The 26,810-nt window shown below is 74.1% G+C and carries 23 protein-coding genes; 9 read left to right on the top strand and 14 right to left on the bottom strand.

Annotated elements, in window-relative coordinates; all coding sequences use genetic code 11:
- Positions 1-26: 26 nt before the first annotated feature.
- The 5 genes from argH to ACIBIW_RS23870 all read right to left on the bottom strand — a co-directional run bounded on the left by argH (position 27) and on the right by ACIBIW_RS23870 (position 5,779).
- The gene (gene argH, locus ACIBIW_RS23890; RefSeq protein WP_399339028.1) at positions 27-1,547 is read right to left on the bottom strand and encodes an argininosuccinate lyase; all 1,521 of its coding nucleotides are present in this window, start codon (positions 1,545-1,547) and stop codon (positions 27-29) included.
- Positions 1,544-2,890 carry an ABC transporter substrate-binding protein gene (locus tag ACIBIW_RS23885; protein ID WP_399339027.1) on the bottom strand — a complete coding sequence of 449 codons (1,347 nt, stop codon included), beginning with the start codon at positions 2,888-2,890 and terminating at the stop codon, positions 1,544-1,546. The genes argH and ACIBIW_RS23885 overlap by 4 nt, the downstream gene beginning before the upstream one ends.
- Positions 2,887-4,014 (bottom strand): mandelate racemase/muconate lactonizing enzyme family protein, encoded by a 1,128-nt coding sequence (locus tag ACIBIW_RS23880; RefSeq protein WP_399339026.1) that lies wholly within the window; start codon positions 4,012-4,014, stop codon positions 2,887-2,889. Before ACIBIW_RS23880 ends, ACIBIW_RS23885 begins: the two co-directional genes overlap by 4 nt.
- 74 nt (positions 4,015-4,088) lie before the next feature.
- A complete protein-coding gene (locus tag ACIBIW_RS23875) occupies positions 4,089-4,952 on the bottom strand; it encodes a carbohydrate ABC transporter permease (protein WP_399339025.1) in 864 nt (287 codons plus the stop codon).
- Positions 4,952-5,779 (bottom strand): carbohydrate ABC transporter permease, encoded by an 828-nt coding sequence (locus ACIBIW_RS23870; protein ID WP_399339024.1) that lies wholly within the window; start codon positions 5,777-5,779, stop codon positions 4,952-4,954. The genes ACIBIW_RS23875 and ACIBIW_RS23870 overlap by 1 nt, the downstream gene beginning before the upstream one ends.
- Before the next feature lie 209 nt (positions 5,780-5,988).
- Between ACIBIW_RS23870 and ACIBIW_RS23865 the strand changes: the two genes are divergently transcribed.
- Positions 5,989-7,035, top strand: a complete 1,047-nt coding sequence (locus tag ACIBIW_RS23865) for a LacI family DNA-binding transcriptional regulator (protein ID WP_399339023.1) — start codon at positions 5,989-5,991, stop codon at positions 7,033-7,035.
- A 34-nt stretch (positions 7,036-7,069) separates the two neighbouring features.
- Here ACIBIW_RS23865 and ACIBIW_RS23860 read toward each other — a convergent pair whose 3' ends face one another.
- The 6 genes from ACIBIW_RS23860 to ACIBIW_RS23835 form a co-directional block, all read right to left on the bottom strand.
- Complete coding sequence (locus ACIBIW_RS23860) at positions 7,070-8,344, bottom strand: tyrosinase family oxidase copper chaperone (protein WP_399339022.1); 1,275 nt, start codon at positions 8,342-8,344, stop codon at positions 7,070-7,072.
- 65 nt (positions 8,345-8,409) lie between these two features.
- Positions 8,410-11,520, bottom strand: coding sequence for an amino acid adenylation domain-containing protein (locus ACIBIW_RS23855; RefSeq protein WP_399339021.1), 3,111 nt, complete (start codon positions 11,518-11,520; stop codon positions 8,410-8,412).
- Positions 11,521-11,608: 88 nt separating this feature from the next.
- Positions 11,609-12,052, bottom strand: coding sequence for a pyridoxamine 5'-phosphate oxidase family protein (locus ACIBIW_RS23850; RefSeq protein WP_399339020.1), 444 nt, complete (start codon positions 12,050-12,052; stop codon positions 11,609-11,611).
- A gap of 79 nt (positions 12,053-12,131) precedes the next feature.
- Positions 12,132-13,400: a cytochrome P450 gene (locus tag ACIBIW_RS23845; RefSeq protein WP_399339019.1), complete on the bottom strand. Its 1,269-nt coding sequence runs from the start codon at positions 13,398-13,400 to the stop codon at positions 12,132-12,134.
- Between the two features lie 77 nt (positions 13,401-13,477).
- Entirely contained in the window at positions 13,478-14,149 is a 672-nt protein-coding gene (locus tag ACIBIW_RS23840; protein WP_399339018.1) for a TIGR00730 family Rossman fold protein, read from the bottom strand.
- A complete protein-coding gene (locus ACIBIW_RS23835) occupies positions 14,146-15,687 on the bottom strand; it encodes an adenylosuccinate synthetase (RefSeq protein ID WP_399339017.1) in 1,542 nt (513 codons plus the stop codon). Before ACIBIW_RS23835 ends, ACIBIW_RS23840 begins: the two co-directional genes overlap by 4 nt.
- Positions 15,688-16,088: 401 nt before the next feature.
- Here ACIBIW_RS23835 and ACIBIW_RS23830 point away from each other — a divergent pair, with 401 nt between their 5' ends.
- Positions 16,089-17,135 carry an adenylosuccinate lyase gene (locus tag ACIBIW_RS23830; RefSeq protein WP_399339016.1) on the top strand — a complete coding sequence of 349 codons (1,047 nt, stop codon included), beginning with the start codon at positions 16,089-16,091 and terminating at the stop codon, positions 17,133-17,135.
- 98 nt (positions 17,136-17,233) lie between these two features.
- The gene (locus ACIBIW_RS23825; RefSeq protein WP_399339015.1) at positions 17,234-17,572 is read left to right on the top strand and encodes a tetratricopeptide repeat protein; all 339 of its coding nucleotides are present in this window, start codon (positions 17,234-17,236) and stop codon (positions 17,570-17,572) included.
- A gap of 184 nt (positions 17,573-17,756) precedes the next feature.
- On the opposite strand, the gene ACIBIW_RS23820 is transcribed toward ACIBIW_RS23825, so the two are convergent.
- Entirely contained in the window at positions 17,757-19,202 is a 1,446-nt protein-coding gene (locus ACIBIW_RS23820) for a dihydrolipoyl dehydrogenase family protein (protein ID WP_399339014.1), read from the bottom strand.
- Between the two features lie 74 nt (positions 19,203-19,276).
- On the opposite strand from ACIBIW_RS23820, the gene trxA reads away from it, so the two are divergent.
- From trxA to egtD, 6 genes are all read left to right on the top strand, one after another.
- Positions 19,277-19,741, top strand: a complete 465-nt coding sequence (gene trxA, locus ACIBIW_RS23815) for a thioredoxin (protein WP_399339013.1) — start codon at positions 19,277-19,279, stop codon at positions 19,739-19,741.
- A gap of 121 nt (positions 19,742-19,862) precedes the next feature.
- Entirely contained in the window at positions 19,863-20,321 is a 459-nt protein-coding gene (locus ACIBIW_RS23810) for a type II toxin-antitoxin system PemK/MazF family toxin (RefSeq protein ID WP_399339012.1), read from the top strand.
- A 46-nt stretch (positions 20,322-20,367) separates the two neighbouring features.
- A complete protein-coding gene (gene egtA, locus ACIBIW_RS23805; RefSeq protein ID WP_399339011.1) occupies positions 20,368-21,684 on the top strand; it encodes an ergothioneine biosynthesis glutamate--cysteine ligase EgtA in 1,317 nt (438 codons plus the stop codon).
- A complete protein-coding gene (egtB, locus tag ACIBIW_RS23800; RefSeq protein WP_399339010.1) occupies positions 21,681-23,027 on the top strand; it encodes an ergothioneine biosynthesis protein EgtB in 1,347 nt (448 codons plus the stop codon). The genes egtA and egtB overlap by 4 nt, the downstream gene beginning before the upstream one ends.
- Positions 23,027-23,818 carry an ergothioneine biosynthesis protein EgtC gene (egtC, locus tag ACIBIW_RS23795; RefSeq protein WP_399339009.1) on the top strand — a complete coding sequence of 264 codons (792 nt, stop codon included), beginning with the start codon at positions 23,027-23,029 and terminating at the stop codon, positions 23,816-23,818. Before egtB ends, egtC begins: the two co-directional genes overlap by 1 nt.
- Positions 23,815-24,774, top strand: a complete 960-nt coding sequence (gene egtD, locus ACIBIW_RS23790; RefSeq protein WP_399339008.1) for an L-histidine N(alpha)-methyltransferase — start codon at positions 23,815-23,817, stop codon at positions 24,772-24,774. The genes egtC and egtD overlap by 4 nt, the downstream gene beginning before the upstream one ends.
- A gap of 59 nt (positions 24,775-24,833) precedes the next feature.
- Here the strand turns inward: egtD and ACIBIW_RS23785 are convergent, their stop codons facing one another.
- Together ACIBIW_RS23785 and ACIBIW_RS23780 are read right to left on the bottom strand one after the other, a co-directional pair.
- Complete coding sequence (locus tag ACIBIW_RS23785) at positions 24,834-25,730, bottom strand: NAD(P)-dependent oxidoreductase (RefSeq protein ID WP_399339007.1); 897 nt, start codon at positions 25,728-25,730, stop codon at positions 24,834-24,836.
- Entirely contained in the window at positions 25,727-26,581 is an 855-nt protein-coding gene (locus tag ACIBIW_RS23780) for a hydroxypyruvate isomerase family protein (RefSeq protein WP_399339006.1), read from the bottom strand. Before ACIBIW_RS23780 ends, ACIBIW_RS23785 begins: the two co-directional genes overlap by 4 nt.
- Positions 26,582-26,810: the final 229 nt, after the last annotated feature.

The raw sequence follows: 26,810 nt of genomic DNA, 5'->3' as shown, positions 1-26,810 counted from the left end.
GTCCCCGTCCGCGGCCGGATCGCGCCTCACGCCGCCGTTTGCCTGGCCAGCGACCAGAGCCTGGCGCGTGCGTCGTCGACCCGGTCGGCGGTGGCGGCCATCTCGGTGTGCTGGGCGTCGGCCCGTGCCCGCTGCCTGCGGGCGATGTCCGCGAGCGGGGCGCGGGCGGGGCCGCCCAGCATGGTGTGCGTCTGGACGCTGTGCACCGGGTCGAGCGCGACGGCGAGGTCCGCCTCGGGGACGCCGACCGGGGAGCCGGTCACCTCCGCGCCCGCCGCGTCGAGGTCGTCGGGCGTCAGCTCCCTGGCCTCCTTGCCCGCCGCGAGGGCACGGCGCACCGCGACACCGACGATGTTGTGCGCGACGCGGAACGACAACCCGCCCGTCCTGGCCACCAGTTCCGCGACGTCGGTGGCGGTGCCGAAGCCGCTCGCGGCCTCGTCGAGCATCCGCTCGGGGCGCACCGACAGCGTCCCGACGATGCCGGACAGCAGCCCGAGCGCCATGCGGGTGCCCACCGCCGCCTCCATCAGCGGGCCGTTGACCTCCGTCGCCCCGTCGTTGACGTCGGCGAACGAGGTGTTCTTCGCGCACGCGAGCACACCGACGCCGTTGCCGATGACCGAGCCGCAGAGCCCCTTGACCCGCTCCAGCGCGACCGGGCTCTTCTTCTGCGGCATGATGCTGCTGGCCACGCCGAACTCGTCGCTCAATTCGAGGAATCCGAACTCCTTGGTGCACCAGAGCTGGATGTCGAGCGCGAGCCTGGACAGCGAGGCGCACAGCCCCGACAGCAGCCCCGCGGCCTCGTAGCCGTCATCGCGGGAGGCGACGCCGTCGTAGCAGACGTCGAGGGGCGCCGTGAAGCCCAGAAGGTCGGCGGTGAACGCGCGGTCGATGTCGAACGAGGTCCCGGACAGCGCCGCCGAGCCGAGCGGCGACAGGTTCACCCGGCTCATCGCGCCCACAAGACGCTCGCCGTCGCGCAGCAGCACCTCGACGAACGAGCGCAGGTAGTAGCCGAAGGTGATGGGCTGCGCGTGGTGGGTATGGGTGTACCCGGGCATCACCGTCTCGGCGTGGGTGTCCGCCAGCCGCAGCAGCGTCTCGCGCAGGTGCGCCAGCGCGTCCCACACCGCGAGCAGCCGCTCCCGCAGCGCCATCCGCCAGGCCGTGGTGTGCAGGTCGTTGCGGCTGCGCGCGGTCTGGAGCATGCCGCCCGCGTAGCCGCCGACCTCGCCGATGACCCACCGCTCCACATAGGTGTACAGGTCCTCCTCGGTGCCGTCGACGGTGACCTCGGCGCGGCCGCCGTCCTCCAGGCGCACCAGGGCGCCGAGCAGGGCCGCGCCTGCGTCGGGCGGGACGATGCCCTGCCGTACCAGCATCAGCACGTGCGCGAGGTGGGTCTCCACCTCGTGGACCGCGTTGTAGGTCAACTGCCGCTGTACCGAGGGCCCGAACACGAACTCGGCCATCTCGCCGCTCGGCGCGCCCCCGAGCCTGCGGCGTACCGACAGTCCCTCGGTCCCCGACGCTCCAGTCACTCGTCTACCGCCTTCCGTAGTTCGTCTGCCCACTTCTTGACTGCCTGCCGCAATGACGTGTGCGTGGAGAACGCCTCCTGCATGAGGTTCGCGCCGATGAACCGGTCGCTGATGAAGCGGCTGTGGGGATTCACGGTGCCGGTGGTCACCAGCGCGCCGTCCACCACGCGCGCCCCGGCCTCCCTGGTGAAATCCATGGTGTTGCGCAGGTCGAAGGCCCGTTTGACGAGCGGACCGTACGCGTCGTTCAGCACGTTCTTCGTCCGGGAGATCTCCTTCTGGATGCTGGCGAGCGGCGGCACGTAGTTCGGGTAGTCGGTGAGGCTGAACTCCAGCGCGCGCGATCCGGTGAGGACGTGGCGCAGGAAGTCCTTGGCGACCGGGACGTCCGGATTTCCGTACTCCTTGGTGGAGATGGTGAAGAGGTTGGGGTTCTGGTAGCCGATTCCGATTCCGGAGTCGCCGATGAGCAGGGGGCCCGTCCTGGTTTTCGCGAGGATGTCCTTCGCGGTGCTCTGCGCGGTGGTGACGACCCCGGGGTCGTAGACGACCTGGGCGATCTGGCCGCTGACGTAGGTGCTGACCATGTCGTCGTAGGAGTACGACTTGATGCCGGGCGGCGCCGCGGCGGCGAGGTCCCGCACGATCTCCAGGGCCCGTACGGCGGCGTCGCCGCGGTCGAGACTGACGGCGAAGTCCTTGTCGAAGAACGTGCCGCCCTGGGACCAGAGGACCTGTGCGAAGAAGATGTCCCCCGCCCTGCCGATGCTCGCCGGGATCGCGGTGCCGTAGGTTTTGGCGCCGCGGCGCAGCTCCTTCGAGGAGTCGGCGAACTCGCGCCAGGTCGTCGCGGGGCGCAGGCCCTTCGCGGTGAGCAGGTCGTCGCGGTACCAGTAGTCGCTGAACGGGTCGAGCGTGTACGGGATGTCGTAGATGACGCCGTCGATGGGGATGAGCGCGTGCTCGACGAAGTCGTCCCTGCCGATCCGGTCCACCACGTCGTCGAGGGGCTCCAGCATGCCCTTCTTCGCGAACATGTGGCGTTCCTCCGGCAGGATCTTGAAGATGCCCGGCAGCCGTCTGATGGCCTGCATGCTGAGCAGCCGCTGAAGGCGCCCGTCGGTGCTGACCAGCTCCATCTCGACGTGGACGCGGGGGTGGTCGCGCTCGTAGGCCGCGATCGCGCGGTGGAAGAACGACACGGTCGCGGGGTCGGTCTCGTTGTGGAAGAAGCGCAGGGTGCCCTTCCCGCCCCCGGCGAGGGTGCCGCAGCCGGCCAGCGCGCCGCCGGCCGCGGCGCCGCCCGCGGACGTGAGGAAGCGGCGCCGCGTCACCGCGGTCATGACCTGCACACCTCCACGGTGTGCCGGCCGACGAAGTCCTCGTCGAACTCAAGGCCGAACCCGTCGCGCTGCGGCACCGAGATCACACCGTCGCCGAGGCGTGGCCCCGCGGTCATCATGTGGGCGAAGACGGGGTCGCGGTCCGGGTCGGGGAAGCACTCGACATAGGTGCGTGCCGGGGTGGACGCGAGGAGTTGGATGGCCATCTGCGGTTCCTCGTGGTGCCCGACCCCGGCGCCGTACATGCCCGCCACCGCGTGGGCGCGCTGCCACTCGCTGGGGCCCCCGGCCTCCGAGGCGTCGAAGTTCATCACGTCCACACCGCCCGCGGCGAACAGCCGGTGCATACCATGGCTGCTGATCTCGCTCTGACCGGCGCAGATCGGCAGGGGGCAGCGCCTGGCGAGCTGCCCCATCCACTCGCCGTCCGCGTACCAGTGGCAGGGCTCCTCGAACCACTTGATGTCCAGGTGGGCGATGCGCGCGGCGAAGTCGGCGGCCTCGCGCACCGTCCAGCCGCGGTTGGCGTCCACCGCCAGGGCGAACCCGGGGCCGCCGCCGTCGCGTGCCGCGGCGACGCGCTCGGCGTCCTCGGCCGGGGTGCGCCCGCCGACCTTCACCTTGCACCCTGCGACGCCCGCGGCCCCGAGCCCGCGCATCTCCTCCGCGAGGTCGTCGAGGGTCTTGCCCTCGGCGTAGTACCCGGCGATCGCCATCGCGGGCACCGACGTCGCGTTCCCGCCGAGCAGGGAGGCCACGTTGGTGCCGAGTGCCTTGCCCTTGAGGTCCCACAGGGCGGTGTCGAGGCAGGCGACGGACTGCATGCCGACGGCCTTGTCCCGCATGTGCCTGACCCGGTCGCCCATGGCCGCCCAGAGCGCCCGGTGGTCGAAGATGCTCCGGCCCACGAGCGCGGGCAGGAGTTCCTCGGTGACGGTGTGGGCGATGGTCCGCGCGGCCGATGGCGGGTCGCCGTTGTAGACCTGGCTCACCAGGCCGTCGTCGGTGTGCAGCCTGGTGATGACGGTGTTGCGGGTGGGCACCGAGTATGTGCTGCCCAGGAAGGTCGCCGGCAGTTGCACCTCGACGGCGACGGCCTCGGCCCGTTCGATCCGCGTTCCCATCTCGTCCTCGGTTCCCCTCAGTCGGTGACCGGTCGGTCGTGTTGTCCTCTGGTCCGCCGGGTGCTCGTCCCCGGTCACGCCTTGAGCCCGCCCGCGCCGAGCCCGGCGACGATCTTCCGTTGCAGCGCCGCGTACAGCACGATCACCGGCAGGGTGATCAGCACACCGCCCGCGAGCAGCACGCCCCAGTACTCGACCTGGTTCTGGGTGAGCAGTTCCTCCATGCCGACCGGGAGCGTCTTCTTGCCGGCCGAGGCGATGAAGATGAGCGCGAACAGGAACTCGTTCCACGCGTGCGCGAAGACGAACAGGGCCACGGAGACCGCCCCCGGCATGGCGAGCGGGAACGTCACCCTGATCAGCGCGCGCAGCCGCCCGCACCCGTCGACCATGGCCGCCTCCTCCAACTCGACGGGGATCGCCCGGAAGTACGACCGCATCAGCCACACGCTGACCGGCAGTGTGAAGGTGGTGTCGGCGACGATCAGGCCGATCCTGCTGTCGACGAGGCCGAGCTTCAGCAGGACGATGAGCAGCGGGGTCGCCATGAGCACCGAGGGCGTCATGTAGGCGAGGAGCATGCCCTTCGCGAACAGCGAGGTGGCGCGGTACCTGAACCGTGTGATGCTGTACGCGGCGAGGCTGCCGATCACCACCGAGATCACGGTCGTGCCGACGGCGACGAGCGCGCTGTTGACGAAGAACGTGCCGAACGTCGTCGTCGTGAACAGGCTCCGGTAGTTGTCCATGGTCCACTGCGCGGGCAGCACGGTGGGCGGGCTGCCGACGAGTTCGCGGGTGGACTTCAGCGAGCACAGCGTCATCCACAGCAGCGGCAGGGCGACGACGAGGACCACGGCCACCACGCACACATGGAGCAGGGTCCGCTCAACGGCCCGGCTGCCGCGCCAACGCACGTTCCACGCGGATGCGGTCATCACATCTTCTCCTCGGCTCTGCGCATCAACCAGAGGTAGACCCCCGCGAGGACCATGAGCATGGCGAACAGGGTGATGCCCATGGCCGCCGCCCGCCCGGTGTCGAGGTCCTGGAAGGCCGTCCGGTAGATCGCGACGGGAACGGTCGTCGTGGCGTCGCCTGGACCGCCCCCGGTGAGCATGAACACCACGTCGAACTTGTCGAAGTTCCAGATCGTGCGCAGCAGTCCGACGAGCAGCAGCACCGGCATCAGATGCGGCAGGGTGACGCTGGTGAACCGGCGCAGCCGGCCGGCCCCGTCCACCGCCGCGGCCTCGTAGAGGTCGTCGGGGATCGACTGGAGGGCGCCGAGCAGCGCGATGACCACGAACGGGAAGAACTTCCAGCCGCTCACGAGGACCGCCATCAGCATCGCCCGCGTGGGGTCGCCGAGCCAGGTGACGGGCTCCGCGATCAGATGCAGCGCCATGAGGACCCGGTTCACGATGCCGAGGAGGTCCTGGAACATGAAACGGAATGTGATCACCGCGACGACGGACGGCAGCAGATAGGGAAAGAGCACCAGCGCACGCGCCAGCGAACGCATTCGGAAGCTCTGGTGCAGCAACAGCGCGACCGGCAGCCCGAACAGGAACTCAAGGATCAAACCGCCGAACACCCATACCGCGCTTTTCGCGAGGGCCCGGTAGAAATAGCCGTCGGTGAGGACCCAGGCGAAGTTGTCGAATCCGGCGTACGGTCCCGCGACACTGCCGGTCTCCACGTGCTGAAGGCTCTGCACGACCACCATGACGAGTGGCACGAAGACGAAAAGCAGTACCAGCACGGCGGAGGGCAGCGAAAAGAAATACGCGACGGCACGCGCTCCCGCGGAACTTGCAGAGCCTTTGGTACGGGGTCTGAATTCCCATCTGCTGGATTTCGCTCGATACATGTCATCGACATTCTGATCGGCGGCCATGAAACGGAGTCTGTTTGTGCGCCGTCAATTCGTCAAGATCGATGACTCTGCAACGCCCCTGGTATCGTTTGCAGATGACGACCATGCGCGAGGTGGCCCGTCTGGCCGGGGTCTCCGCCTCGACGGTGTCCCGTGCCCTCAGCGGGCATCCGTACGTCGAGGCCGAGCTGCGGGAGCGCATCAGGGCGCTGGCCGACGAGCTGGGCTACCGGCCCAACCCGCTCGCGCGCGGACTGCGCAGCAGCAGGAGCAACACCATCGGCCTGATCATCCCGGATGTGTTCAACCCGTCGTACTACGGCATCGCGGGCGTCCTCCAGAGCCGGCTGCGCGACCTCGGCTACGGGCTGTTGCTCGAAGTCACGAACAACGACCGGGAGACCGACAGGCGTTGCCTCGCGCACTTCTACGAGCAGCACGTCGCGGGCATCTTCTACGTGCCGTCGTCGGCGACGACGCCCGTGACCGTGGACGAGCGGGCGGCCGACGTGCCGCTGGTGGAGCTGTTCCGGCGCACGACGTCCTCGCCGTTCGACGGGATCGTGCACGACGAGGACGTCGGCGCGCACCGCATCGCCGAGCACCTGGTCGGCCTGGGGCACGAGCGGATCGGGATGATCGCGGGCCCGCGCGGCTACAGCACCACCCGCCGCCGGGTGAACGGGGCGCTCGACGCGCTGCGGGCCGCGGGCCGCGACCCCGGGCTGCTGCGCGTGGTGCACCGCGAGTACTCGGTCCCCGGCGGGGAGCGCGGCTTCGACGAACTCCTCGACCTGCGGCCCGCGCCCACGGCGGTCATCGCGGCCAGCTCCCACTTCGTGCTCGGGGCGCTGCTCGCCGCCCGGCGCAGGGGCGTCACGATCCCCCGGCAGCTCTCCCTCGCCGGGATGGGCGACCCCGACTGGTACCAGGTCGCGCAGGCGCCGGTGACGACGTACGCGTTCCCGATCAGGGAGTTGGGGCTGCTCGCCGCGCATCTCCTCGTCAGCCGTCTCGACCAGGTGGACCCGCGCGAGCGGCCCACCCAGATCGTGGTGTCCGGCACCCTCCTGAAGCGCGAGTCGACCGGCGCGCCGCCCCGTTCGCGGGCGCCGTCGAAGCGCCGGGGCCGGGCGCGTTGAACCGGCCGCCGGTGCTCCTGCGGGGCGGCCGGTGTCAGGTGTCGTAGCGGTAGAACCTGGTGTGGTCGAGCAGGTCGGCGGGGGTCATGGTGTGCCAGGGGGCGAGCGGCGTGTGCAGCCCCGGCACGTCGGGGGTGGGGTGGCGGGGCAGGTAGTGCGGGACGGTGGGGTGCAGGCGCTGCCAGTCCGCCCAGATCTTGTCGATGAAGCAGTGGTGGAGGAAGAAGACGGGGTCGTTCGGGGAGCCGATGAAGTCCATGTGGCCGCCGACGAAGGCGTGCGCGGCGGCGTGCAGCTTGCCGAACGACGCCTCCCAGGGGAAGCGCGCGTAGCCCTCCAGGTGGTTGCGGAAGCTGGGGTAGGGGGCGTCCTGGCCGCTGAGGTGGTTCCAGGGCGGGCAGTCGTAGACCGGCAGCGCCAGGGTGTCGGCCAACTGCCGGGCGGTGGACAGCGTCCCCGCGGGGCCGATGTCGCGCACCAGGAAGTCGCGGTCGTCCTCGGTGTAGTGGCCGTTGAGCCAGGGCACCTCGTCGCCCGTGGGCCTGACGTTGGTCCCGAGCCGCCAGCCGTGGCGGCGGGCGAACGGGCCCGTGGTCACCCGCCCGTCGCCGGGGCGCCCGTTCCCGCCCATGAAGTCGTCGGCCCACAGCGGCGATCCGGCGCCGCGGTCCCTGGTCCAGTCCCAGTACGGCAGGCTCACCGAGCTGTCGGCCTCCTTCAGCGCCCGCTCGAAGAGCAGCAGGAACTGCCGGTGCCAGGGCAGCAGGGACGGCGAGAGGTGGGCGGTGCGGCAGCCGTGGTCGTGGTGGATGTAGTCGGCGGAGTTGACCCGGATGTGCGCGGCGACCAGGGTGTCGTAGCTGCCGCGCCGCTTGGTCTCCCGTACCGCGCGGACGAAGCGGCGCCGCTCCTCCGCGGTCAGCTCCAGGTAGTTCCTGCGGACGTGGGGGCGGGCCCGCGGCTCGATCCGGGTGGGGCCCGGCAGCTCGGGCCAGGGGCGGCCGTCGCCGGGCCGCAGCAGCCCGGCACCGCGCAGCCGTCGCACGGCGCGCCTTGCGGCCGTCACCGGGTCACGGTCGAGGGCGTAGTGGCACAGCGGGGACAGGTAGGCGTCGGGGCCCATCGCCATCAGTTCCAGCTCGCGGCCGTCGATCGTCACCCGCGGTGTGCCGTGCGGGGTGTCGATGCGGATGGTGCGGCCCAGGTAGCGCTCGGTGTGGGCGTGCGAGACCGCGGGGTACGCCGCGGTGGGCAGCAGGGCCGCGGCACCGGCCGCCGCGGCCCGTCTCAGCGCGTCGCGTCGGTTCACCGGGTCCTCCTCTCCTCCGGCGGGGCCCGCCCGGCGGCGCGGGCGGGCGGCCGGTTCTCTTGGGGTCAGCGGGGCGGCGGCAGATAGCCGGAGGCGAGCAGGTAGCGCAGGTAGTGGTCGATGAGCCGGGTGTCGACGGGCGGGCAGACCAGTCCGCTGCCGGACAGGGCGGCGTCGGTGTTGGTCCTGGACAGCCGCGGGAAGACGTCCTGGAGGTACATCTCCTTCACCGAGATCTCCGCTCCCCTGCCGCGGTCCACGCAGAGCGAGAGGAAGGGCGCCGTGGCGCTCGTGGGGTGGGCGGCGACGTGCCGCACCAACTCCTCGACCCAGTCGGCGTACGGCAGCCGGTGCAGGGTGTAGCCCAGCCGCTCCATGCGGTCGAGGACGTCGCCGAGCAGTGCGGGGCGGGGGTTGGTGAGGTGGTAGGTGCGGCCGTCGGCCGGGTGCCGTGTGGCGATGTGGAGGACGGCCGCGGCGAGGTGGTCGACGGGCACGAAGTCCATCGGCAGCGCGATGTCGGGCGCCTTGCCGGTCTCGGCCACCATCCTGAACAGGGAGCAGATCGCGGTCTCGGTGTTGCAGGCGCCGCTGCCGGTGTCCCCGGTGATCTCGTAGGGCCGGTGCACGGCGGTGGGCAGGCCGGCCCGCGCGGCGTTCGCCAGCAGGCGTTCGGCGACCCACTTGCTCTCGGCGTAGCCCATGGTGAGCCGGTCGGCGTGGTCGAGCGGGTCGTCCTCGCCCACCGTGCGCACCCCCGCGGTGCCGAAGCCCGCCAGCACGGCGACGGTGGACAGGAAGTGCACCGGCACCCTGCGGGGCGCGGCGAGCCGTACGACCTCCCGGGTGCCGCCGACGTTCGCGGCGCGCAGCGCGGTGTACGGATAGAGGAAGTTGACCTGGGCGGCGCTGTGCAGGATCAGGTCGAGGTGGCCGCTCAGCCACCCCTGGTGCGCGGGGTCGAGGCCGAGTCCCGGCGCGGTGAGGTCGCAGGGGAAGGCGACGACGCGGCCGGGCACCGCGGGCGCCGGGTCGAGGCCGTAGCGGTCGAGGGTGCCCAGCAGCCGGCGGCGGGCGTGCTCGGGGTCGCGGGCGCGTACGGGGCAGTGGACGCGGGCGTCGGTGGTGCGCAGCAGCCGGTCGAGGAGGAAGGCGCCGACGAATCCGGTGGCCCCGGTGACCAGCACCTCCGCGGGGCTGCCCGGCCGCGGCGGCGGTCCCGTGGGTTCAGGGAGTGGGAAGCCGAGGTCCGCTTCCCCGGCGAAGTCGACGCCTCCGCCCGGGTCGACGGCCTGGGTCTTCGCGGCGGCGCGTGCCACCGCCCGTACGTACGCGCCGAAGGCGGGCTCGGCCAGCAGGGCGCGTACGAGGCCGGTGCCGTGGACGGGTTCGAGTCCGGCGGCGGCGAGGGTGCGGTTGACGACCTCGGCGGCCAGCAGCGACTCACCGCCGAGGTCGAAGAAGCTGTCGCCGGAGGCGGGCGTGACCCGCAGCACCTCGGTCCACACCTCCGCGAGCAGCAGGGCGAGCGGGTCGGGCCCGGGGCCGCCCGCCGGGGGCTCGGACGCGGCCCTGGGCGCAGGGACCGCGGGCCGCGGGGAGTCGGCGCGTGCCAGCAGCGCCTTGCGGTCGACCTTTCCCGCGCCGGTCACCGGGAACCTGTCGAGGACGGTCAGCCGCGGTACGCACGCGGCGGGCAGCCACTGTGCGCAGTAGCGGCGCAGCAGCCCGGGGTCGGGGGTGCGGCCGGGGACGGCGGGGGTGACGTAGCCGAGGAGGGCGGTCCTGTTCGCTGCGGGCTCCACGACGGCCTCGCCGACGTCCGGGTGGCTGCGCAGCCGTGCCTCCACCTCGTCGGGCTCGACCCGGTGGCCGCGGATCTTCACCTGGCGGTCGAGCCGTCCGAGGTATTCGAGCAGCCCGTCGGGGCGGCGGCGCACCCGGTCGCCGGTGCGGTAGACGCGGGCGCCGGGCGCGGCGGGGACCCGGGTGAACCGTTCCTCCGTGGTCCCGGTGTCACCGACGTACCCCTGGGCGAGGCCGTCGCCGCCGACGGCGAGTTCGCCCGGCTCCCCGTCGGGCGCGGCGGTGCCGTCGGGCCGCAGAACGTGGCAGGTGGCGGCGCCGTAGGGGCGTCCGATGGGGACGGAGACGGCGTCGGGGGGCAGTTCCGCGACGCGGTGGAAGGTGGAGACCACGGAGTTCTCCGTGGGGCCGTAGAAGTTGACGAGGGTGGTGCGCGGGCAGGTGCGCAGCACGGTGCGGGCGAGTTCCGCGTCCATGGCCTCGCCGCCTGAGGTCAGCAGCCGCAGCCCGTCGAAGACGGCGGGCGCCGAGCGCGCCATGTGGTGGAAGACGCCCGTGGTCAGGTAGGCGACGGTGACGCCGCCCAGGCGGCGGGCGAGCGCGGGCGGGGAGACGAGTTCCTCGCGGTCCGCCAGTTCGAGGCGGGCGCCGCCGAGGAGGGCGGCCCAGATCTCGATGGTGGAGGCGTCGGAGGAGAGCGCGTAGCCGTGCAGGACGACGTCGTCGGGGCCGGGCGGCGGCAGTTCCGGTTCGGACAGCACGAGTTGGACCACTCCGCGGTGCGGCACCGCGACGGGCTTGGGGCGGCCGCTGGAGCCGGAGGTGAACATCACGTACGCCAGGTCGGTGGCGGCTCCCGGGACATACGGGGCCGCGGGCGCGGGCGCGTCGGTGTTGTCGGCGGCGTCGGTGTCGAGGCCCGGCAGGTCGACGCGGGCCTTGACGCCGCGGACCCGGCAGGTGCTGCCCGGCAGGACGACCACGCTGCGCACGTCGGCGTCCTCGGCCATGGCCCGCAGCCGGGCGGGCGGCAGCTCGTCGTCGAGGGGCACGTAGCAGGCGCCCGCCTTGAGGGTGCCGAGCAAGGCGACGAGCGCTTCGAGGGAGCGGCGCCCGCAGACGCCGACGGGGGTGCCCCGGGTGACCCCGGCCCGTACCAGGCGGGCGGCCAGGGTGTCGGCGTCCCGGCGCAGCCGCGCGTAGCTGATCTCCCTGCCGTGGTGGCGGGCGGCGGTCGCGGGGCCGAGCGTTTCGGCGCGTGCGTCGAAGAGTTCGTGCAGCCGCCGGTGGCGCGCCTGGGCGTAGCCGGGGAGCGCGGGCGCGGTGGGGGCGCGGCCGGTCGGCGGGGAGGGCGAGGAGGAGCTGGGCATGGGTGTGTCTGGCCTCTCTCGTGGAGCGCGGGAAGGGGTGCGGGGCTCTCCCCGGTGGGCCGCGGGGCGCCCGGCGGGCGGCGCGGTGTCAGGAGAACCGGGTGGCGAAGGCGGCGAAGTCCGCGGTACGCCAGCGCTCGGGGCGCATGTGGAACAGCACGTCCTCGTCGAGCTGGCCCGCGGTGGCTTCGAGGTAGCCCGCGACCTGCTCCTCGGGGAGATAGCGGCGTACGAGGGTGGTGCGCACGCTCTCCGGCAGCGGGTCGCGCTCCCCCACCACCGGTCCCTCCACGCTGACGTAGCGGTAGGGCGCGCCCTCGTCCTGGACGCAGAGGCTGAAGCGCCCCGCGGCGCGGAGGAGGCGGGCCTTGACGGCCGTCCGCGCGGTCTGCACCAGCACCTCGCCGCCGGGTTCGTACGCGTACCAGACCGGGGTCAGCAGGGGCGCGGAGCCTCCGGTCCTGTGGTCGGTCACGCCCAGGACGGCGACGTGTGTCCCGGCGAGGAAGCGCTCGCGCTGGGCGCGGGACATGGCGGGGAGCATGGTTCCTCCGGAAGGTGGGTGCGGGTGCGGGGCGGCCGGACCCGGCCGGTGGGGGCGGGGCGCGGGGTCAGTGGTGTGGGGCCTCTTGCGGCGTGGGGGCCGCGGTGTCGTGGGGGGCGGTGCCGTGGGCCGCGGGCCCGTGGGGGGTGGCGCGCCAGCGCACCGGCAGGGAGCGGGGCAGGGTGATGGCGTGGTAGGAGTGCCAGTCGATGTCGTCCGCGGGCACCGCGAGCGTCAGCTCCTGGGTCTCCTCAAGCAGCGTCCGCAGGGTGACCGACGCCTGGAAGACGGCGAGGGACCTGCCGGGGCAGCGGTGGCGGCCGTCGCTGAAGCGCAGGTGGGGGCAGGGGTCGCGGTCGATGTCGAGACGCCAGGGCGCGGGGAAGACGCGGGGGTCGTGGTTGGCGGCGTCGGTGGAGACGAGGACGAGTTCGCCGCGGCGGATGCGGACGCCGCCGACGGTGACGTCCTCGCGGGCGATACGGGGCAGGCCGTCGCCCAGGAAGACGGTCCAGCGCAGCAGTTCCTCGACCGCGCGGGGCATCAGCCCGGGCGAGCGGCGCAGCCGCCGCATGGTCCGCGGGTGGCGCATCAGGGCGACGCAGGCGGCGCCGAGGAAGGTGGCGGGGTTGCCGTACTGGGAGATGAGCAGGAAGAGGAAGAGGTCGGCAAGCTCCTCCTCGGTGAGGGCGCCCGAGCGGTCCGCGGGCCCGACGAGCCTGCCGAGCAGCCCCCCGCCCTCCCGGCGCAGCCGCGGCAGTTGCCCGTACATGTACGCGCGGCCCGCGTCCCAGTCCCGGGGCACGCTGTGCTCCGACGCGGCGCCGGTGCGGAAGATGCCGAGGAGGGTGGTGTGGTCGAGGCCGGGGTCGTCGGTGAGTCCGAGCAGCGCGAAGGTGAGGGCGCGGGAGACCGGGACGACGAATCCGGCGACGAGGTCGGCGGGCTGCCCGGGGCCCGCGAGGAACGGGCGCAGGACCGCGCGGACCGTCTCGGCGGTCCTGGCCCGCGTCAGGTGCTCCTGTTCGGGGCCGACGCCGCGGTGGAGTGCGGCGAGGGTGCCGGACCGCCGGAAGTGGCCGATGGTGTCGGTGACGGTCGGCGGGGGCAGCAGCGGGTCCTGACGGGGGCAGTCGGGGTCGGAGGTGCGGCCGAGGCTGAAGCGGCGGTCGCGCAGCACCGCACGTGCCTCCTCGTACCCGGCGACGAGCCAGGCGGTGTCGCCGGTGTTGGTGGTCACCCGGCCGACCGGCCCGGCGGCGGCCATCGCGGCCAGTTCGGGGGCGAGCCGGTCGCCGCGGAAGGAGAAGGGGAAGCGCGGTGGTGGTGCGGACACGGGCGTTCCTCCGTCGTCGGGGTGGGGCGCGGTGGCCCTGTGCCGGGGCGGGCGCGGGTGTTCCGGCCGCCGCGGGGTCACGTCTGGTCCGTCGTCAGGGGGCCGGGCGGTGCGCCGCCGTCCCGCTGCGCTCCCGCGGCGGCCAGCCGCAGCGCCTCCTCGACGGTGGCGGCGCGCCGCACGAGCCGCCGCTCGGACGGGGAGACGAAGCCCTGGTCGCGGGCGTGGTCGAGCATGCGGGTCAGGGGGTCGAAGAAGCCGGCCTCGTCGAGCAGCACGACCGGTTTGCGGTGCAGGCCGAGCTGGGCCCAGGAGGTGATCTCGAACAGCTCCTCCAGCGTCCCGTATCCGCCGGGCAGGGCGACGAAGGCGTCGCTGAGGCGGTGCATGAGGGTCTTGCGCTCGTGCATGGAGCGCACCACCCGCAGCTCCGTCAGGTCCGCGCGGCCGAACTCGCGGGCCATCAGCGCCTCGGGGATCACCCCCACCACCGTGCCGCCCGCGGCCAGGGCGGCGTCCGAGAGCGCGCCCATGACGCCGATGCCGCCCGCGCCGTACACCAGCCGGGTGCCGCGCCGCGCGCACTCGGCGCCGAGGAGGGCGGCGGTGCGCAGGTGGCGCGGGTCGGTGCCGGGGCTGGCGCCGCAGAACACGCACAGGCTGCGGGGCGCGGGCGCGCCCGCGCCGTCCGCGGGGCCTGGGGCGTCGGCGGGGCCGTGTCCCCGCGGGCTGGCGGGCGGCCCGGTCACGGGGCGGCCACCCGGCGAGGGCCCGGCACGGAGCCGCCCGCGGCGGGCTGGGTGGCGGGTCCCGGGGCGGCCGGTGCCATGAGGCGCGCGAGTTCGCCGCCCGGGGTGACGACGATGTCCTGCTCGGCGGGGCCCACCCCGGCGGCGGTCACCTCGACGCCCAGGTAGTCGGCCACGTACCGCAGGAAGCCGCGGGCCTCGACGGGCAGGTCGGCCTGGCGCCGCACGCCCTTGGTGGGGGTGCGCCAGCCGGGCAGCCAGCAGTACACCGGGGCACAGCCGCCGAGGTAGGCGTGGTCGGGCCGGAACTCGCCGTGGCCGCCCGCGGCGGGCTCGTAGCTCACGCAGAGACCGATACGGTCGAACCCGTCGAGGACGTCGAGCTTGGTGACCACGACGCTGGAGTAGCCGTTGAGTTCGACGGCCCAGCGGGCGTGCACGAGGTCGAGCCAGCCGCACCGCCGGGGCCGCGAGGTCGTCGTCCCGAACTCGTCCCCCGCCTCCCGCAGCCGGTCCCCGAGGGCGCCGTGGTCCTCGGTCACGAACGGGCCGTTGCCCACCATGGTCTGGTACGCCTTCAGCACGCCGATACGGTGGTCGACCGCGGCGGCGTCGAGCCCCGTGCCGCCGGCGACGGAGTAGAAGGCGGTGGGAGAGGTGGTCACGTACGGGTAGACCCCGTGCTCGATGTCGAGCATCGGCCCCTGGGCGCCCTCCAGCACGATCGAGTAGCCGGCGTCCGCGGCGGCGCGCAGCAGCAGCACCGAGTCCCCCGCCAGCGACAGCAGCAGGTCGCGGTGGTGGCCGAGCCAGGCCACCTGCTCGTCGGTGCGCTCGCGGGGCAGGCCGAAGAAGCGGACGTTCTGCTCCACCCGGCGGCGCAGCAGCCGGGGGTCGCGCAGGTCGCCGACGCGGATGCCGATCCGGTTGGCCTTGCTGACGTTGGCGGGTCCGATGCCGCGGCGTGTGGTGCCGATGGCGTGCGCGCTGCCGCGCTCCTCCTCCTGGCGGCCGTCGGCCTCGCGGTGCAGGGGCAGCACCAGGTGGGCGCGGTCGCTGAGCAGGAGTCTGCCGCGCAGGGGCGGCAGCCCGGCGCGGAATCCCGCGACTTCGTGGGCGAGGGTCTCGGCGTTGACGAGCACACCGTTGGCGATCACCCCGAACACCCCGGGGTGGCGCAGCCCCGAGGGCAGCAGGTGGCTCTTGAGGACGCGGGTGTCCCCGCGGCCGTCCTGGAAGACGGTGGTGTGCCCGGCGTTGTCGCCGCCCTGGACGCGGGCGGTGATGTGGTGGAAGGCCGCCAGTCTGTCGGTCATGGCGCCCTTGCCGCCGTCGCCCTGCTGGAGGTCGCCGACCCAGGTGAGGTGGCGCGGCGCCGCGGGTCTCCCGGCGACCTCCGCGACGGGGGCGAGCAGCCGGTCGCGGCGCTCGCGGCGGGCGCTCTGGAGGGCGGGCCAGAGGGCGCGCGGGTCGGGCCCCTGCGCGGCCTGTGTGGGTGGTCGCGCGGTGGCGTCCACCGGTGTCGTGGTCTCGGGCATGGAACCTCCACACGTACGGTCGGGTGTGCCCGCCCGTCGGGGGCGCGGCGCGGACGCGGGCCACCGGGCCGCGCCGTCCACGCGGGGAGCAGGGCGGCGCGGCCGCGACCGCGGCGCCCGGGGCGGCGGGCATGGGGGGAGTGGGGCGACGCCCCGGCAGGGCACGTCAGGAGCAGTCTGCGCGCACCTGTGGGAAATCAAGCCCCTCGGCTGCGACGTTCCCCCGGACAGGGGGGCGCGCGGCCCACGCACCATGACGTCCGCGCTCCCGGGCGGGGCCGCTTCGCCTCCACTCCACTCCTGTGAGTGGACGCGGGCCGCGGGCGGCGGGGTAGGTCAGGTCCGCACCCCGGCGCGCCGCCCCCCTGCGGGCGCCTTCGCCGCGACCCGGAGCAGCAAGCATGGTGATGCCTTCCGTCCCCGGACACCCGCCGCAGCAGGCCGGGGGTGTGCCGCCGCCTTCCGCCCCGCCCGACGTGCTGGCCTGCGAGTACGTGTCGGCCGCCGTCACGGGGATCTGGTCGCCGCGCACCCAGGTGGTGCTGGAGCGGCGGCTGTGGCTCACGGTGCTGCGCGCCCAGTGCGAGGAGGGTCTCGCGGTGCCCGCCGGGGCGTTGGCCGCCTATGCGCGCGTGGTGGGCCTTGTCGACCTCGACGCCATCCGGCGGCGGGAGCGGCACACCCGGCACGATCTCAAGGCGCGCCTTGAGGAGTTCAACGCGCTGGCGGGGCACCAGCACATCCACAAGGGGCTGACGTCGTGCGACATCACGGACAACGTCATGCAGGCCCGGGTCCGTATGTCGCTGGCGCACCTGGGCGGGCGTGCCGCGGGCCTCGTGGCCCTGCTCGGCCACGCGTCCGGGCCGCCGCCGCGGGGCCGCGGGGAGGCCGCCGCCGTGCTCGACTCGGCCGGGAGGCGTCTTGGCGCGGTGCTGGAGCGGTATCCGCTGCGCGGCATCAAGGGTCCCGTCGGCACCGCGCAGGACATGCTCGACCTCCTCGGCGGCGACACGGCCGCGCTCGCCCGGGTGGAGCGGCGGGTGCGGGAGCACCTGGGGTTCTCGCGGGTCCTCGACTGCACGGGGCAGGTGTACTTCCGCTCCCTCGACCACGAGATCCTGTGCGCCCTGGCCGACTTCACCGCCGCCGCCTCGGCCGCCGCGCGGCGGGCCGCACCGGGGGCGTGCGAGGCGGTGGCGTGCGCCGCGGCGTTCGCCGTCCTCGCGCGGGGGTACGCCGTGATGGCGGCGCAGCTCGCGGGCGAGCAGTGGAACGAGGGCGACGTGTCCTGCTCGGTGGTGCGGCGGGTGGCGCTGCCCGGGGCGGTGCAGGCGGCGGACGCGGCGCTGGCCCAAGTCGAGGAGATCGCCACCGCCCGGCCCGGGGGCGGGCTTCGAGGCGCGGCGGGTGGGCGCCGGGCAGGCCGTCCGCCCGGTCGGCGGTGAACGCGGGGGCGGCGGCGCCTGAACGCGCGGCGCGGGAGGGGGCGGAATGCGGCGGCACCGTCCGCTGTTCTGGTCGGGGACACGACAAGGAGGTAGCTGTGGACGAGACGTACTACGGGCACGGGAGTCCTGCGGAGCGCTGGGAGCGGGCGCGGCAGTTCTTCGACGCCAAGGAGTATGTGATCGCGGCCGGAATCCTCCACGGCCTGGTCGAGGAGGAGCCCGGGCTGACCGGCCCCCGCCTGCTGCTGGCGCGCGCCTACTACCACTCGGCGCGCCTGGCGAAGGCGGAGACCGAGCTGCGGGCCGTGCTGGAGCGCGACCCGGTGGAGGACTACGCGCGCCTGATGCTCGGCAGGACGCTGGAGCGCATGGGCCGTGACGAGGAGGCCAGGGGGCATCTGCGGCTCGCCGCGGCGCTCTCCGACGCCGTGTGAGGGGCGCGCCAAGCGCGCGTGTGACAAGCACGCCCGGCCCTGGACCGCGGGCGCCCGGGCGGCGGCGGTTCGCAGGGAACGGGGCGGCGGCGAGGGCGGTATCCGGGGCCGCCGCTTCCCCGTACCGGGCGGCCGGTGCCGCGCTCCCCTCCCCCCCGGGGAGCGCGGCACCGGCGCGTACCGGTCAGGAGCCGTCGCGGTACGACTCCAGGAGCCGCAGCCAGACCTCGCTGATCGTGGGGAAGGACGGAACCACGTGCCAGAGCCGGTCGACGGGGACCTCGGCGGCGATGGCGACGGTGGCCGAGTGGATCAGCTCGCCGACGCCGGGGCCCACGAAGGTGACGCCGACGAGGGTGCGGGTGTCCTCGTCCACGACCATCCTGGCCATCCCCCGGTAGCCGTCCGCGTACAGCGCGGAGCCCGCGACCGCCCCGAGGTCCTGGTCGACCGCGCGCACCCGGCGGCCCGCGGCCTCGGCCTCCGCCAGGGTGAGGCCCGCGGAAGCGGCCTCGGGGTCGGTGAAGACCACCTGGGGCACCGCGGCGTGGTCCGCGGTGGCGACGTGGGCGCCCCAGCGGTCGGTCTCCAGCAGCGGCACGCCCTGGGCGCGCGCCACCAGCGCGTCGCCGCCGACCCTGGCCTGGTACTTGCCCTGGTGGGTGAGGAGGGCGCGGTGGTTGACGTCCCCGAACGCGTACAGCCAGGAGGTGCCCTCGACGAGCATGGTGTCGTCGACGGTGAGCCAGGAGCCGGGTTCGAGGCCCACCGTGTCGAGTCCGATGTCGTCGGTGCGGGGGGCGCGTCCTGTGGCGAAGAGGATCTCGTCGGCCTCGACGGTCCCGCCGCCCTCCAGCTCCACGGTGACCGTGTCGCCGTCGCGCCGCACCGCCGCCACGGAGGTGTGGGTGCGCACGTCGGCGCCCGCCTCCGTGAGGGTCTTCGCGACCAGCTCCCCGGCGAAGGGCTCCATGCGCTCCAGCAGGCCGCCGCCGCGTACCAGCAGGGTGACCCGGGAGCCGAGCGCGTTCCAGGCGGTGGCCATCTCGGCGGCGACGACACCGCCGCCGACGATGACGAGGCGGCCGGGCGCGTGGTCGGCGGCGGTGGCCTCCCTGCTGGTCCAGGGGCGTACGTCGGCGATGCCCGGCAGGTCGGGCAGGACGGCGCGGCTGCCGGTGACGACGGCGACGGCGTGCCGGGCGGTCAGAATCTGCTCGGAGCCGTCGGGCGCGGTGACCGACACCGTGCGGACCCCGGTGATCCTGCCGTGGCCGCGGTGCAGCACGGCGCCGATGCCCTCCACCCAGGCGACCTGCCCGTCGTCGTTCCAGCCGGAGGTGAAGGCGTCGCGGTTGGCCAGCACCGCGGGCACGTCGAGCGGGCCGCCCACGGCGCCCCTGAGCCCCGGCACCTGGCGGGCCTCGGAGCGGGCGACCGCGGGGCGCAGCAGGGCCTTGCTCGGGATGCAGGCCCAGTACGAGCACTCGCCCCCGACCAGCTCGCTCTCCACGATGGCGGCGCTGAGGCCGCCGGCGCGCGCCCGGTCGGCGACGTTCTCGCCCACGGGGCCCGCGCCGATGACCACGACGTCGTACTCGTACGTGGCGCGTTGGTTCGTTTCCGTCATGGGAGCAGTCTGGCGCGAGGTGTGCCGCGTGGCCACATGGGTACGCGCGCGGAATATCGCAGCGGACCGGCGGGTTGTGGCAACCGCTTCACCGGACGCGGGACCGCGTACCGAAAGACCACGAGAGGCAGTCATCAATGAGCAGCACCGTGGAGCTGACCAAGGAGAACTTCGACCAGACGGTCACCGAGCACGGGTTCGTCCTGCTCGACTTCTGGGCGTCCTGGTGCGGTCCCTGCCGCCAGTTCGCGCCGGTGTACGAGAGCGCGGCCGAGGCCAATCCCGATCTGGTGTTCGGTAAGATCGACACCGAGGCGCAGCCCGAGCTTGCCCAGGCGTTCGGCATCCAGTCGATTCCCACGCTGATGATCGTGCGGGACCAGGTGGCGGTGTTCGCCCAGCCGGGTGCGCTGCCGAAGGAGGCCCTTGACGACGTGATCGGGCAGGCCAGGAAGCTGGACATGGACGAGGTGCGCAAGTCGATCGCCGAGGCCGAGGCCAAGCAGCAGGCCGAGGGCGACGGCCAGGAGAGCGCCTGAGCGGTGCCGCGGGGCGCGTGCCGGGACGGCCCGGTACGCGCCCCGGCCGCACCGTCGCGTTCTCGCCCCGTGAGCGGTGCGGGGTGGGAAGCGGCTCGGCCGGGGGCTTAACGTAACCCGGGTGACGTACAGCATCGAAGACCGGACCGGCGACGACGTACCGGGGCGCACCGGGCCCCATGCGACCACCGAGGCGAGAGCGGACCGGGTGGGCACGGTGCGCACCGAGTACGCGCCGGAGTACGACGGTGATCCCGATCCGGGCGAGATCGTCTGGACGTGGGTACCGTTCGAGGAGAACGACGGCCGGGGCAAGGACCGGCCGGTCCTGGTGGTGGCCCGCGAGGACGCGGGCACCCTGCTCGCCGTGCAGCTCTCCAGCAAGCGGCACGACGGGGACCGGGAGTGGGTACCGATCGGCAGCGGACCGTGGGACCGGGAGGGCCGTGACTCATGGGTGGATCTGGATCGGGTGTTGCGGGTACACGACAAGGGCATGCGGCGCGAGGCGTGCGCGCTGGACCGTATGCGCTTCAATCTGGTGGTGCACCGGCTGCGGGAACGGTACGGCTGGCGCTGACCGCCGCCGCGGGCCGCGGCTGTTGTCGCGGCGGGGGGTGTGTCACGTGACGGGAAGCACGGTGTTCCCGCCCGCGGGGCGGGATACGGGGGTAGGGCTCGACTCGCTGGTGCGCGGCATCTGTTTCAAGACGGGCCCTCCGCGCACCGTCGGGGTCGAGGTGGAGTGGCTGGTCCACGAGGCGGGACGGCCGCACATACCCATCGCCCCCGCTCGCTTCGCCGCCGTCAGGGCGGCGCTCGGGGCACTGCCCCTGCGTTCGGCGTTCACCGTCGAACCCGGCGGCCAGCTCGAACTCAGCTCGCCGCCCGCCTCCTCCCTCATGGCCTGCGTGTCGGCCGTCAGCGCCGACCTCGCCGCGGTACGCGGCGCACTGCGCCCCATGGGGCTCGTTCTCACCGGCCTGGGAACCGATCCCTGGCGGCCCCCCGTGCGGCTGCTGCGGGAGCCTCGCTATGACGCCCTGGAGAGCTGTCTCGACCGGGCGGGACCCGAGGGAAGGGCCATGATGTGCTCCTCGGCCTCGGTACAGGTGTGCGTGGACGCGGGCCACGAGGCGCCGGGGCCGCTCGGCCACGCGCGGCGCTGGCGGCTCGCCCATCTCCTCGGTCCTGTGCTGGTGGCCGCGTTCGCCAACTCCCCGCTGCTGCACGGCGAGGCCACCGGCTGGCGGTCCACCCGGCAGTTGCTGTGGGCCGAGATCGATCCTGGCAGGTCGGCGGCGCCCGACCTGACGGCCGAGCCGCGCGCGGCGTGGGCGGCGCGGGCGCTGGCGGCGCCCGTGATGTGTGTGCGCGCCGACGACGACGGGCCCTGGCTGGTGCCGGAGGGCCTCTCCTTCCTCGACTGGGCGCGCGGCGGCCGGCCAAGACCGCCGACCCGCGCCGACCTCGACTACCACCTGTCCACCCTGTTCCCACCGGTGCGCCCGCGCGGCCATCTGGAGCTGCGCATGATCGACGCGCAGCCAGGCGACGACGGCTGGATCGTGCCGCTCGCCGTGGTGTGCGCGCTCTTCGACGACCCGGCGGCGGCCGAGACCGCGTACCGCGTGGTGAAGCCGCTCGCCGAGCGCGCGGGGCCAAAGCCGCCGCCCGCCGACGAGCTGTGGCGGGCCGCGGCGCGGGACGCGATGACCGACCCCGAGCTGCACGAGGCCGCCGTCGACTGCTTCGCCGCGGCCCGCGAGGCGCTGCCGCGGCTGGGCGCGTCCCCCGCGGTGCGGCGCGCCGTCGACGCGTACACCGAACGCCATGTGACACCCGGGCGCAGCCCCGCGGACGAGTTCGCCGACGCACTCGCCTCCGCCGCGCGGCCGGCCAGCGACCAGTTCACCGTCCAGGGGAAGGACGTCACGCCATGACCGACACACCGGGGCACACCGGGGACCCCGACGTCATCCGCGGGCGCGCCCTCGCTGCCCTGCTCGGGGCCAGGGAACGGACCGCGCTGCTCACCGACTGCGTGGACGAGCCCGATCTGGTGGCCCAGCACTCCCCCCTGATGTCACCGCTGGTGTGGGATCTCGCGCACATCGGCAACCAGGAGGAGCTGTGGCTGCTGCGGGCGGTCGCGGGGCGCGAGGCGATGCGGCCGGACATCGACCCGCTGTACGACGCGTTCGAGCATCCGCGCGCCGAGCGCCCCTCGCTGCCGCTGCTGGCGCCCGCAGAGGCCAGGGCGTACGCGGCCGAGGTGCGCGGCCGGGCCCTCGACGTGCTGGAGCGTGCCGCGCTGACGGGCTCGCCGCTGACCGACGCGGGCTTCGCGTTCGGCATGATCGCGCAGCACGAGCAGCAGCACGACGAGACGATGCTGATCACGCACCAGCTCCGCCGCGGCCCCGCCGCGCTCACGGCGCCCGACCCGGCGCCCGCGGCGTTCACCGGGCCCGCCGAGGTGCTGGTGCCGGGCGGCGCGTTCACCATGGGCACCACGGCGGAGCCCTGGGCGCTGGACAACGAGCGGCCCGCGCACCGGCGTCTCGTGCCGCCGTTCTTCCTCGACACGGCGCCGGTCACCAACGGCGCGTACCTGCTGTTCATGGCGGACGGCGGCTACCTGCGGCGCCAGTGGTGGAGCGACGAGGGCTGGGCGTACCGCAGCGAGCACGCGATCGAGGCGCCGCTGTTCTGGCGCAGGGAGGGCGCGGGGTGGGTGCGGCGCAGGTTCGGGGTGACCGAGGAGGTGCCGCCGGACGAGCCCGTGGTGCACGTGAGCTGGTACGAGGCCGACGCGTACGCGCGCTGGGCGGGGCGCAGGCTGCCCAGCGAGGCGGAGTGGGAGAAGGCCGCGCGGTTCGACCCGGCCACCGGGCGCTCCCGGCGCTTCCCCTGGGGCGACGCGGAGCCGACCCCGGCCCACGCCAACCTGGGCCAGCGCCATCTGCGCCCGGCACCCGCGGGGAGCTATCCGGCGGGCGAGTCGCCTTTCGGGGTGCGGCAGTTGGTCGGTGACGTGTGGGAGTGGACGTCGAGCGACTTCCTCCCGTACCCGGGCTTCGTCGCGTTCCCGTACCGGGAGTACTCGGAGGTGTTCTTCGGGCCCGAGTACAAGGTGCTGCGCGGCGGCTCCTTCGCCGTCGGCGAGGTGACGGCCCGCAGCACGTTCCGCAACTGGGACTACCCGGTCAGGCGGCAGATCTTCGCCGGGTTCCGCACCGCGCGGGACGCCGGTCCCGGCGAGGCGGAGACGGAGGCCGGCTGATGTGCCGGCAGCTCGCCTACGTCGGCCCCGAGGTGCCGTTCGGGCAGGTGCTGGTGGCGCCGCCGCACGGCCTCTACCGGCAGTCGTGGGCGCCGCGCAGACAGCGGCACGGCACCGTGAACGCGGACGGGTTCGGGGTGGGCTGGTACGCGCCGGGCGATCCGGTCCCGGCGCGCTACCGGCGCTCAGGACCGGTGTGGGGCGACGCGGCCTTCGCCGACCTGGGCCGGGTGGTGCGCACCGGGGCGCTGCTCGCCGCGGTCAGGGACGCCACCGAGTCGGGCTCCGACGGGGAGGCCGCGGCGGCCCCGTACACCGAGGGGCCCTGGCTCTTCGGGCACAACGGCGCGGTCAGCGGCTGGCCGGGCTCGCTCGCCCGGCCGGCGGCGCGGCTGCCCGCAGGTGACCTGCTGACCCTGGAGGCGCGCTGCGACGCCGCGTTCCTGTGGGCGCTGGTGCGTGAACGGCTGCGCACCGGCGACATGATGGGCGCGGCCCGCCCCGAGGACGCGGGCAACGCGCTCGCCTCCGTGGTCGCCGAGGTGGCCGGGGCGGCACCCGGCTCCCGGCTCAACCTGCTGCTGACCGACGGCCGGGCGGTCATGGCGACGGCGTGGGGCGACACGCTCTGGTACCTGACGGGCCCCGGGGCCCGGGTCGTGGTCGCCTCCGAGCCGTACGACGACGACCCCCGCTGGCGCGAGGTGCCCGACAGGACCCTGCTCGTCGCCCGCCCCGCACCCGACGGCACAGAGCCCGTTTCCCTGACCCCGCTCAAGGAGTCACCGTGAGCCCGTACCGCATCACCAGGACCCTGCCCGAGGACGTCACGGGCGCCGCGCTGCGCGCGGACGTCGCCGCGGGCCTGACAGGCGAGCCGAAGACGCTGCCGCCGAAGTGGTTCTACGACGCCCGCGGCAGCGACCTCTTCGAGGAGATCACGGCGCTGCCCGAGTACTACCCGACCCGTGCCGAGCGGGAGATCCTGCTGGCGAGGGCGGGCGAGGTGGCGGCCGCGAGCGGCGCGCGCACCCTGGTGGAGCTGGGCTCCGGCTCCTCCGCGAAGACCCGGCACCTGCTGGACGCGCTCGGCGGGCTCGACACGTATGTGCCGGTGGACGTGAGCGAGAGCGCGCTGACCGGGGCGGCAGGGCAACTGCTCGCGGAGCGCCCGGGCCTCACGGTGCACGCGCTGGTGGCCGACTTCACCGCGCCCCTCGCACTGCCCGCGTCGCCGGGGCCGCGGCTCGTCGCCTTCCTCGGCGGCACCGTCGGCAATCTGCTGCCGCCGGAGCGCGCCGCGTTCCTGGCGTCGGTACGGGCGCTGCTGGCGCCGGGCGACAGCCTGCTGCTCGGCACCGACCTGGTGAAGGAGGAGGCCACGCTGGTGGCCGCGTACGACGACGCGGCGGGTGTGACCGCCGAGTTCAACCGCAATGTGCTCCGGGTGATCAACCGGGAGCTGGGCGCCGACTTCGACCCCGGCGCGTTCGCGCACGTGGCGCGGTGGGACCGGGAGCGCGAGTGGATCGAGATGCGGCTGCGGGCGCGCCACGCGCAGACGGTGAAGGTCACCGCGCTCGACCTGGTGGTGGACTTCCGCGCCGGTGAGGAGCTGCGCACGGAGGTGTCGGCGAAGTTCAGGCGCGCCGGGGTGCGGGACGAACTGGCCGCGGCGGGGCTGGAACTCGCCGAGTGGTGGACGGACGCGGCGGGCCGTTTCGCGCTGTCGCTGAGCCGGGCCTGAGGCCGCCGCCCGCGGGCGGGTCCCGGCGCCGTCGCCGGGACCGCCGCGGGGGTGGCGGGTCAGTCCGCGGGGCGGTCGAGCGGGAGGCCGCTCGACCTGGCGACGCCGCGCAGCAGCGCCGAGTGGTCGAGCCCGCCGTCGCCGCAGGCCCGCGCGGAGGCCATGAGCTGGGCGAGGGCACCGGCGAGCGGCAGTGCGAGGCCCGCCTCGCGGCCCGCAGCGGCGACGATGCCGAGGTCCTTGTGGTGCAGGTCGACGCGGAAGCCGGGGGCGAACTCCCGGGTGAGCATCTTCTCCCGCTTCTGGGTGATCACCGCCGAGCCGGCCAGGCCGCCGGCCAGCACGTCGAGGGCGCTCGGCAGGTCGACGCCGTGGGCCTCAAGGAACACCACGGCCTCGGCGAGCGCCTGGAGGTGGGCGGCGACCATGAGCTGGTTGGCGGCCTTCACGGTCTGGCCCGCGCCACCGGGTCCGACGTGGACGACGGTCTTGCCGACGGTGTCGAGCAGCGGCCTGGCCCGCTCGAAGTCGGCGGCCGAGCCGCCCGCCATGACGGAGAGGGTGGCCGCCTGCGCACCCGCCTCGCCGCCGGAGACGGGGGCGTCGACCATGCCGAGGCCGTGGCTGCCCGCCTCCTCGGCGAGCGCGGCGGCGGCGTCGGGCCTGATGGTGGAGAAGTCGATGACGAGTGCGCCCGCGGGGGCGTTCGCGAACACCCCGTCCGGGCCGCGCAGTACGGCCTCCACGTCCGGGGTGTCGGGCACCATCAGAGCCACCGCCTCGGCCGCCGACACCGCCTCGGCGACGCTTCCGGCCGCCCGGCCGCCCGCCTCGCGCAGCGGTCCCTCCTTGCCCGGGGTGCGGTTGTGGCCGACGACGTCGTGTCCTGCCCGTGCCAGATGGGCGGCCATGGGGCTGCCCATGATGCCGAGGCCGATGAATGCGACGGTGCTCATAGCCCTGCTCTCTCCTTGTCCTGGACGTCAGGTGCGCCGGGGGTGTCCGGTGCGAGGAGCGTCGACCGCAGTTGCCGCAGGGACTCCTCGGTGGTCGGCTCCGGCCGGTAGGCGAGGCCGACGGCGCCCCCGTAGCCGAGGCGGTCCAGCTCCTCCAGGAGGAAACCGTAGTTCAGCTCGCCGGTGCCCGGTTGGTGGCGTCCGGGGCTGTCGGCGATCCGCACGTGTCCGACCCGGTCGAAGGCGGCGGCGAGACGCGCGGTCACATCGCCCTCGGCGCGCTGGACGTGGTAGGCGTCGAAGCAGACACCGGCGGTGGGCGCGCCGCCGGGGGCGCCCGGCCCGTCGAGGTCGTCGAGCAGCCGCAGCGTGTCGCTGACACCGGGCAGCGGGCAGCCGGGCGCGTCCACCGGGTTGAGCGGCTGCACGAGCAGGGCGACGCCGTGCTCGGCGCAGCGGTCGGCGGCGTATGCGACGTTCTCCAGCAGGGTGTTCCAGGCCGCCGCGTGGTCGAGGCCCGGTGGTCTGCGGCCCGGCAGGCAGATCAGGGTGCGGCAGCCGGTGCCGCCCGCGTACGACAGGGCGAGGTCGACGCCGTGGCAGAACTCCTCGCGGCGGTCGGGCAGGCAGGCGACGCCACGCTCGCCCTCCCAGCCCCGGCCGCCGGGCAGCGCGAACGCCACCATCTCGGCTCCGGTGCGGCGCAGTTGCCTCGCAATCTCCTCGTGCGGGACCCCGTAGGGGCACTGGCACTCGACGAGGGCGAATCCGGCCTCCCTGGCGGCGGCGAAGCGTTCGAGGAAGGGCGCTTCGGTGAAGAGCAGGCTCAGGTTGGCCGAGAATCGCGTCATGGTTGCCACCGTCCAGTCCGTTGCGGGGGTGCCGCGCGGGACCGCGCACACGCCTCTCGCCTCCATTGCGGGGCATGGCGCCTTAGCGGCTCTTTAGGCGGGGCCGGGCGGCGCGGTGTCCTCCGGCGGTGCCCCGGGTGGCATGAGCGCGCCCGCACGGGAGACTCGGAACGTAAGAGCGGTGCGCCGGCCGCCCCCGGGCGGTCGGCGTCCGTACGGCGTCGGAGAG

The organism is Streptomyces sp. NPDC050560 (assembly GCF_044457285.1).
Lineage (GTDB): Bacteria > Actinomycetota > Actinomycetes > Streptomycetales > Streptomycetaceae > Streptomyces.
The sequence above is the reverse complement of the archived record's forward strand: the minus strand, read 5'-3'. Positions and strand labels throughout refer to the sequence as shown.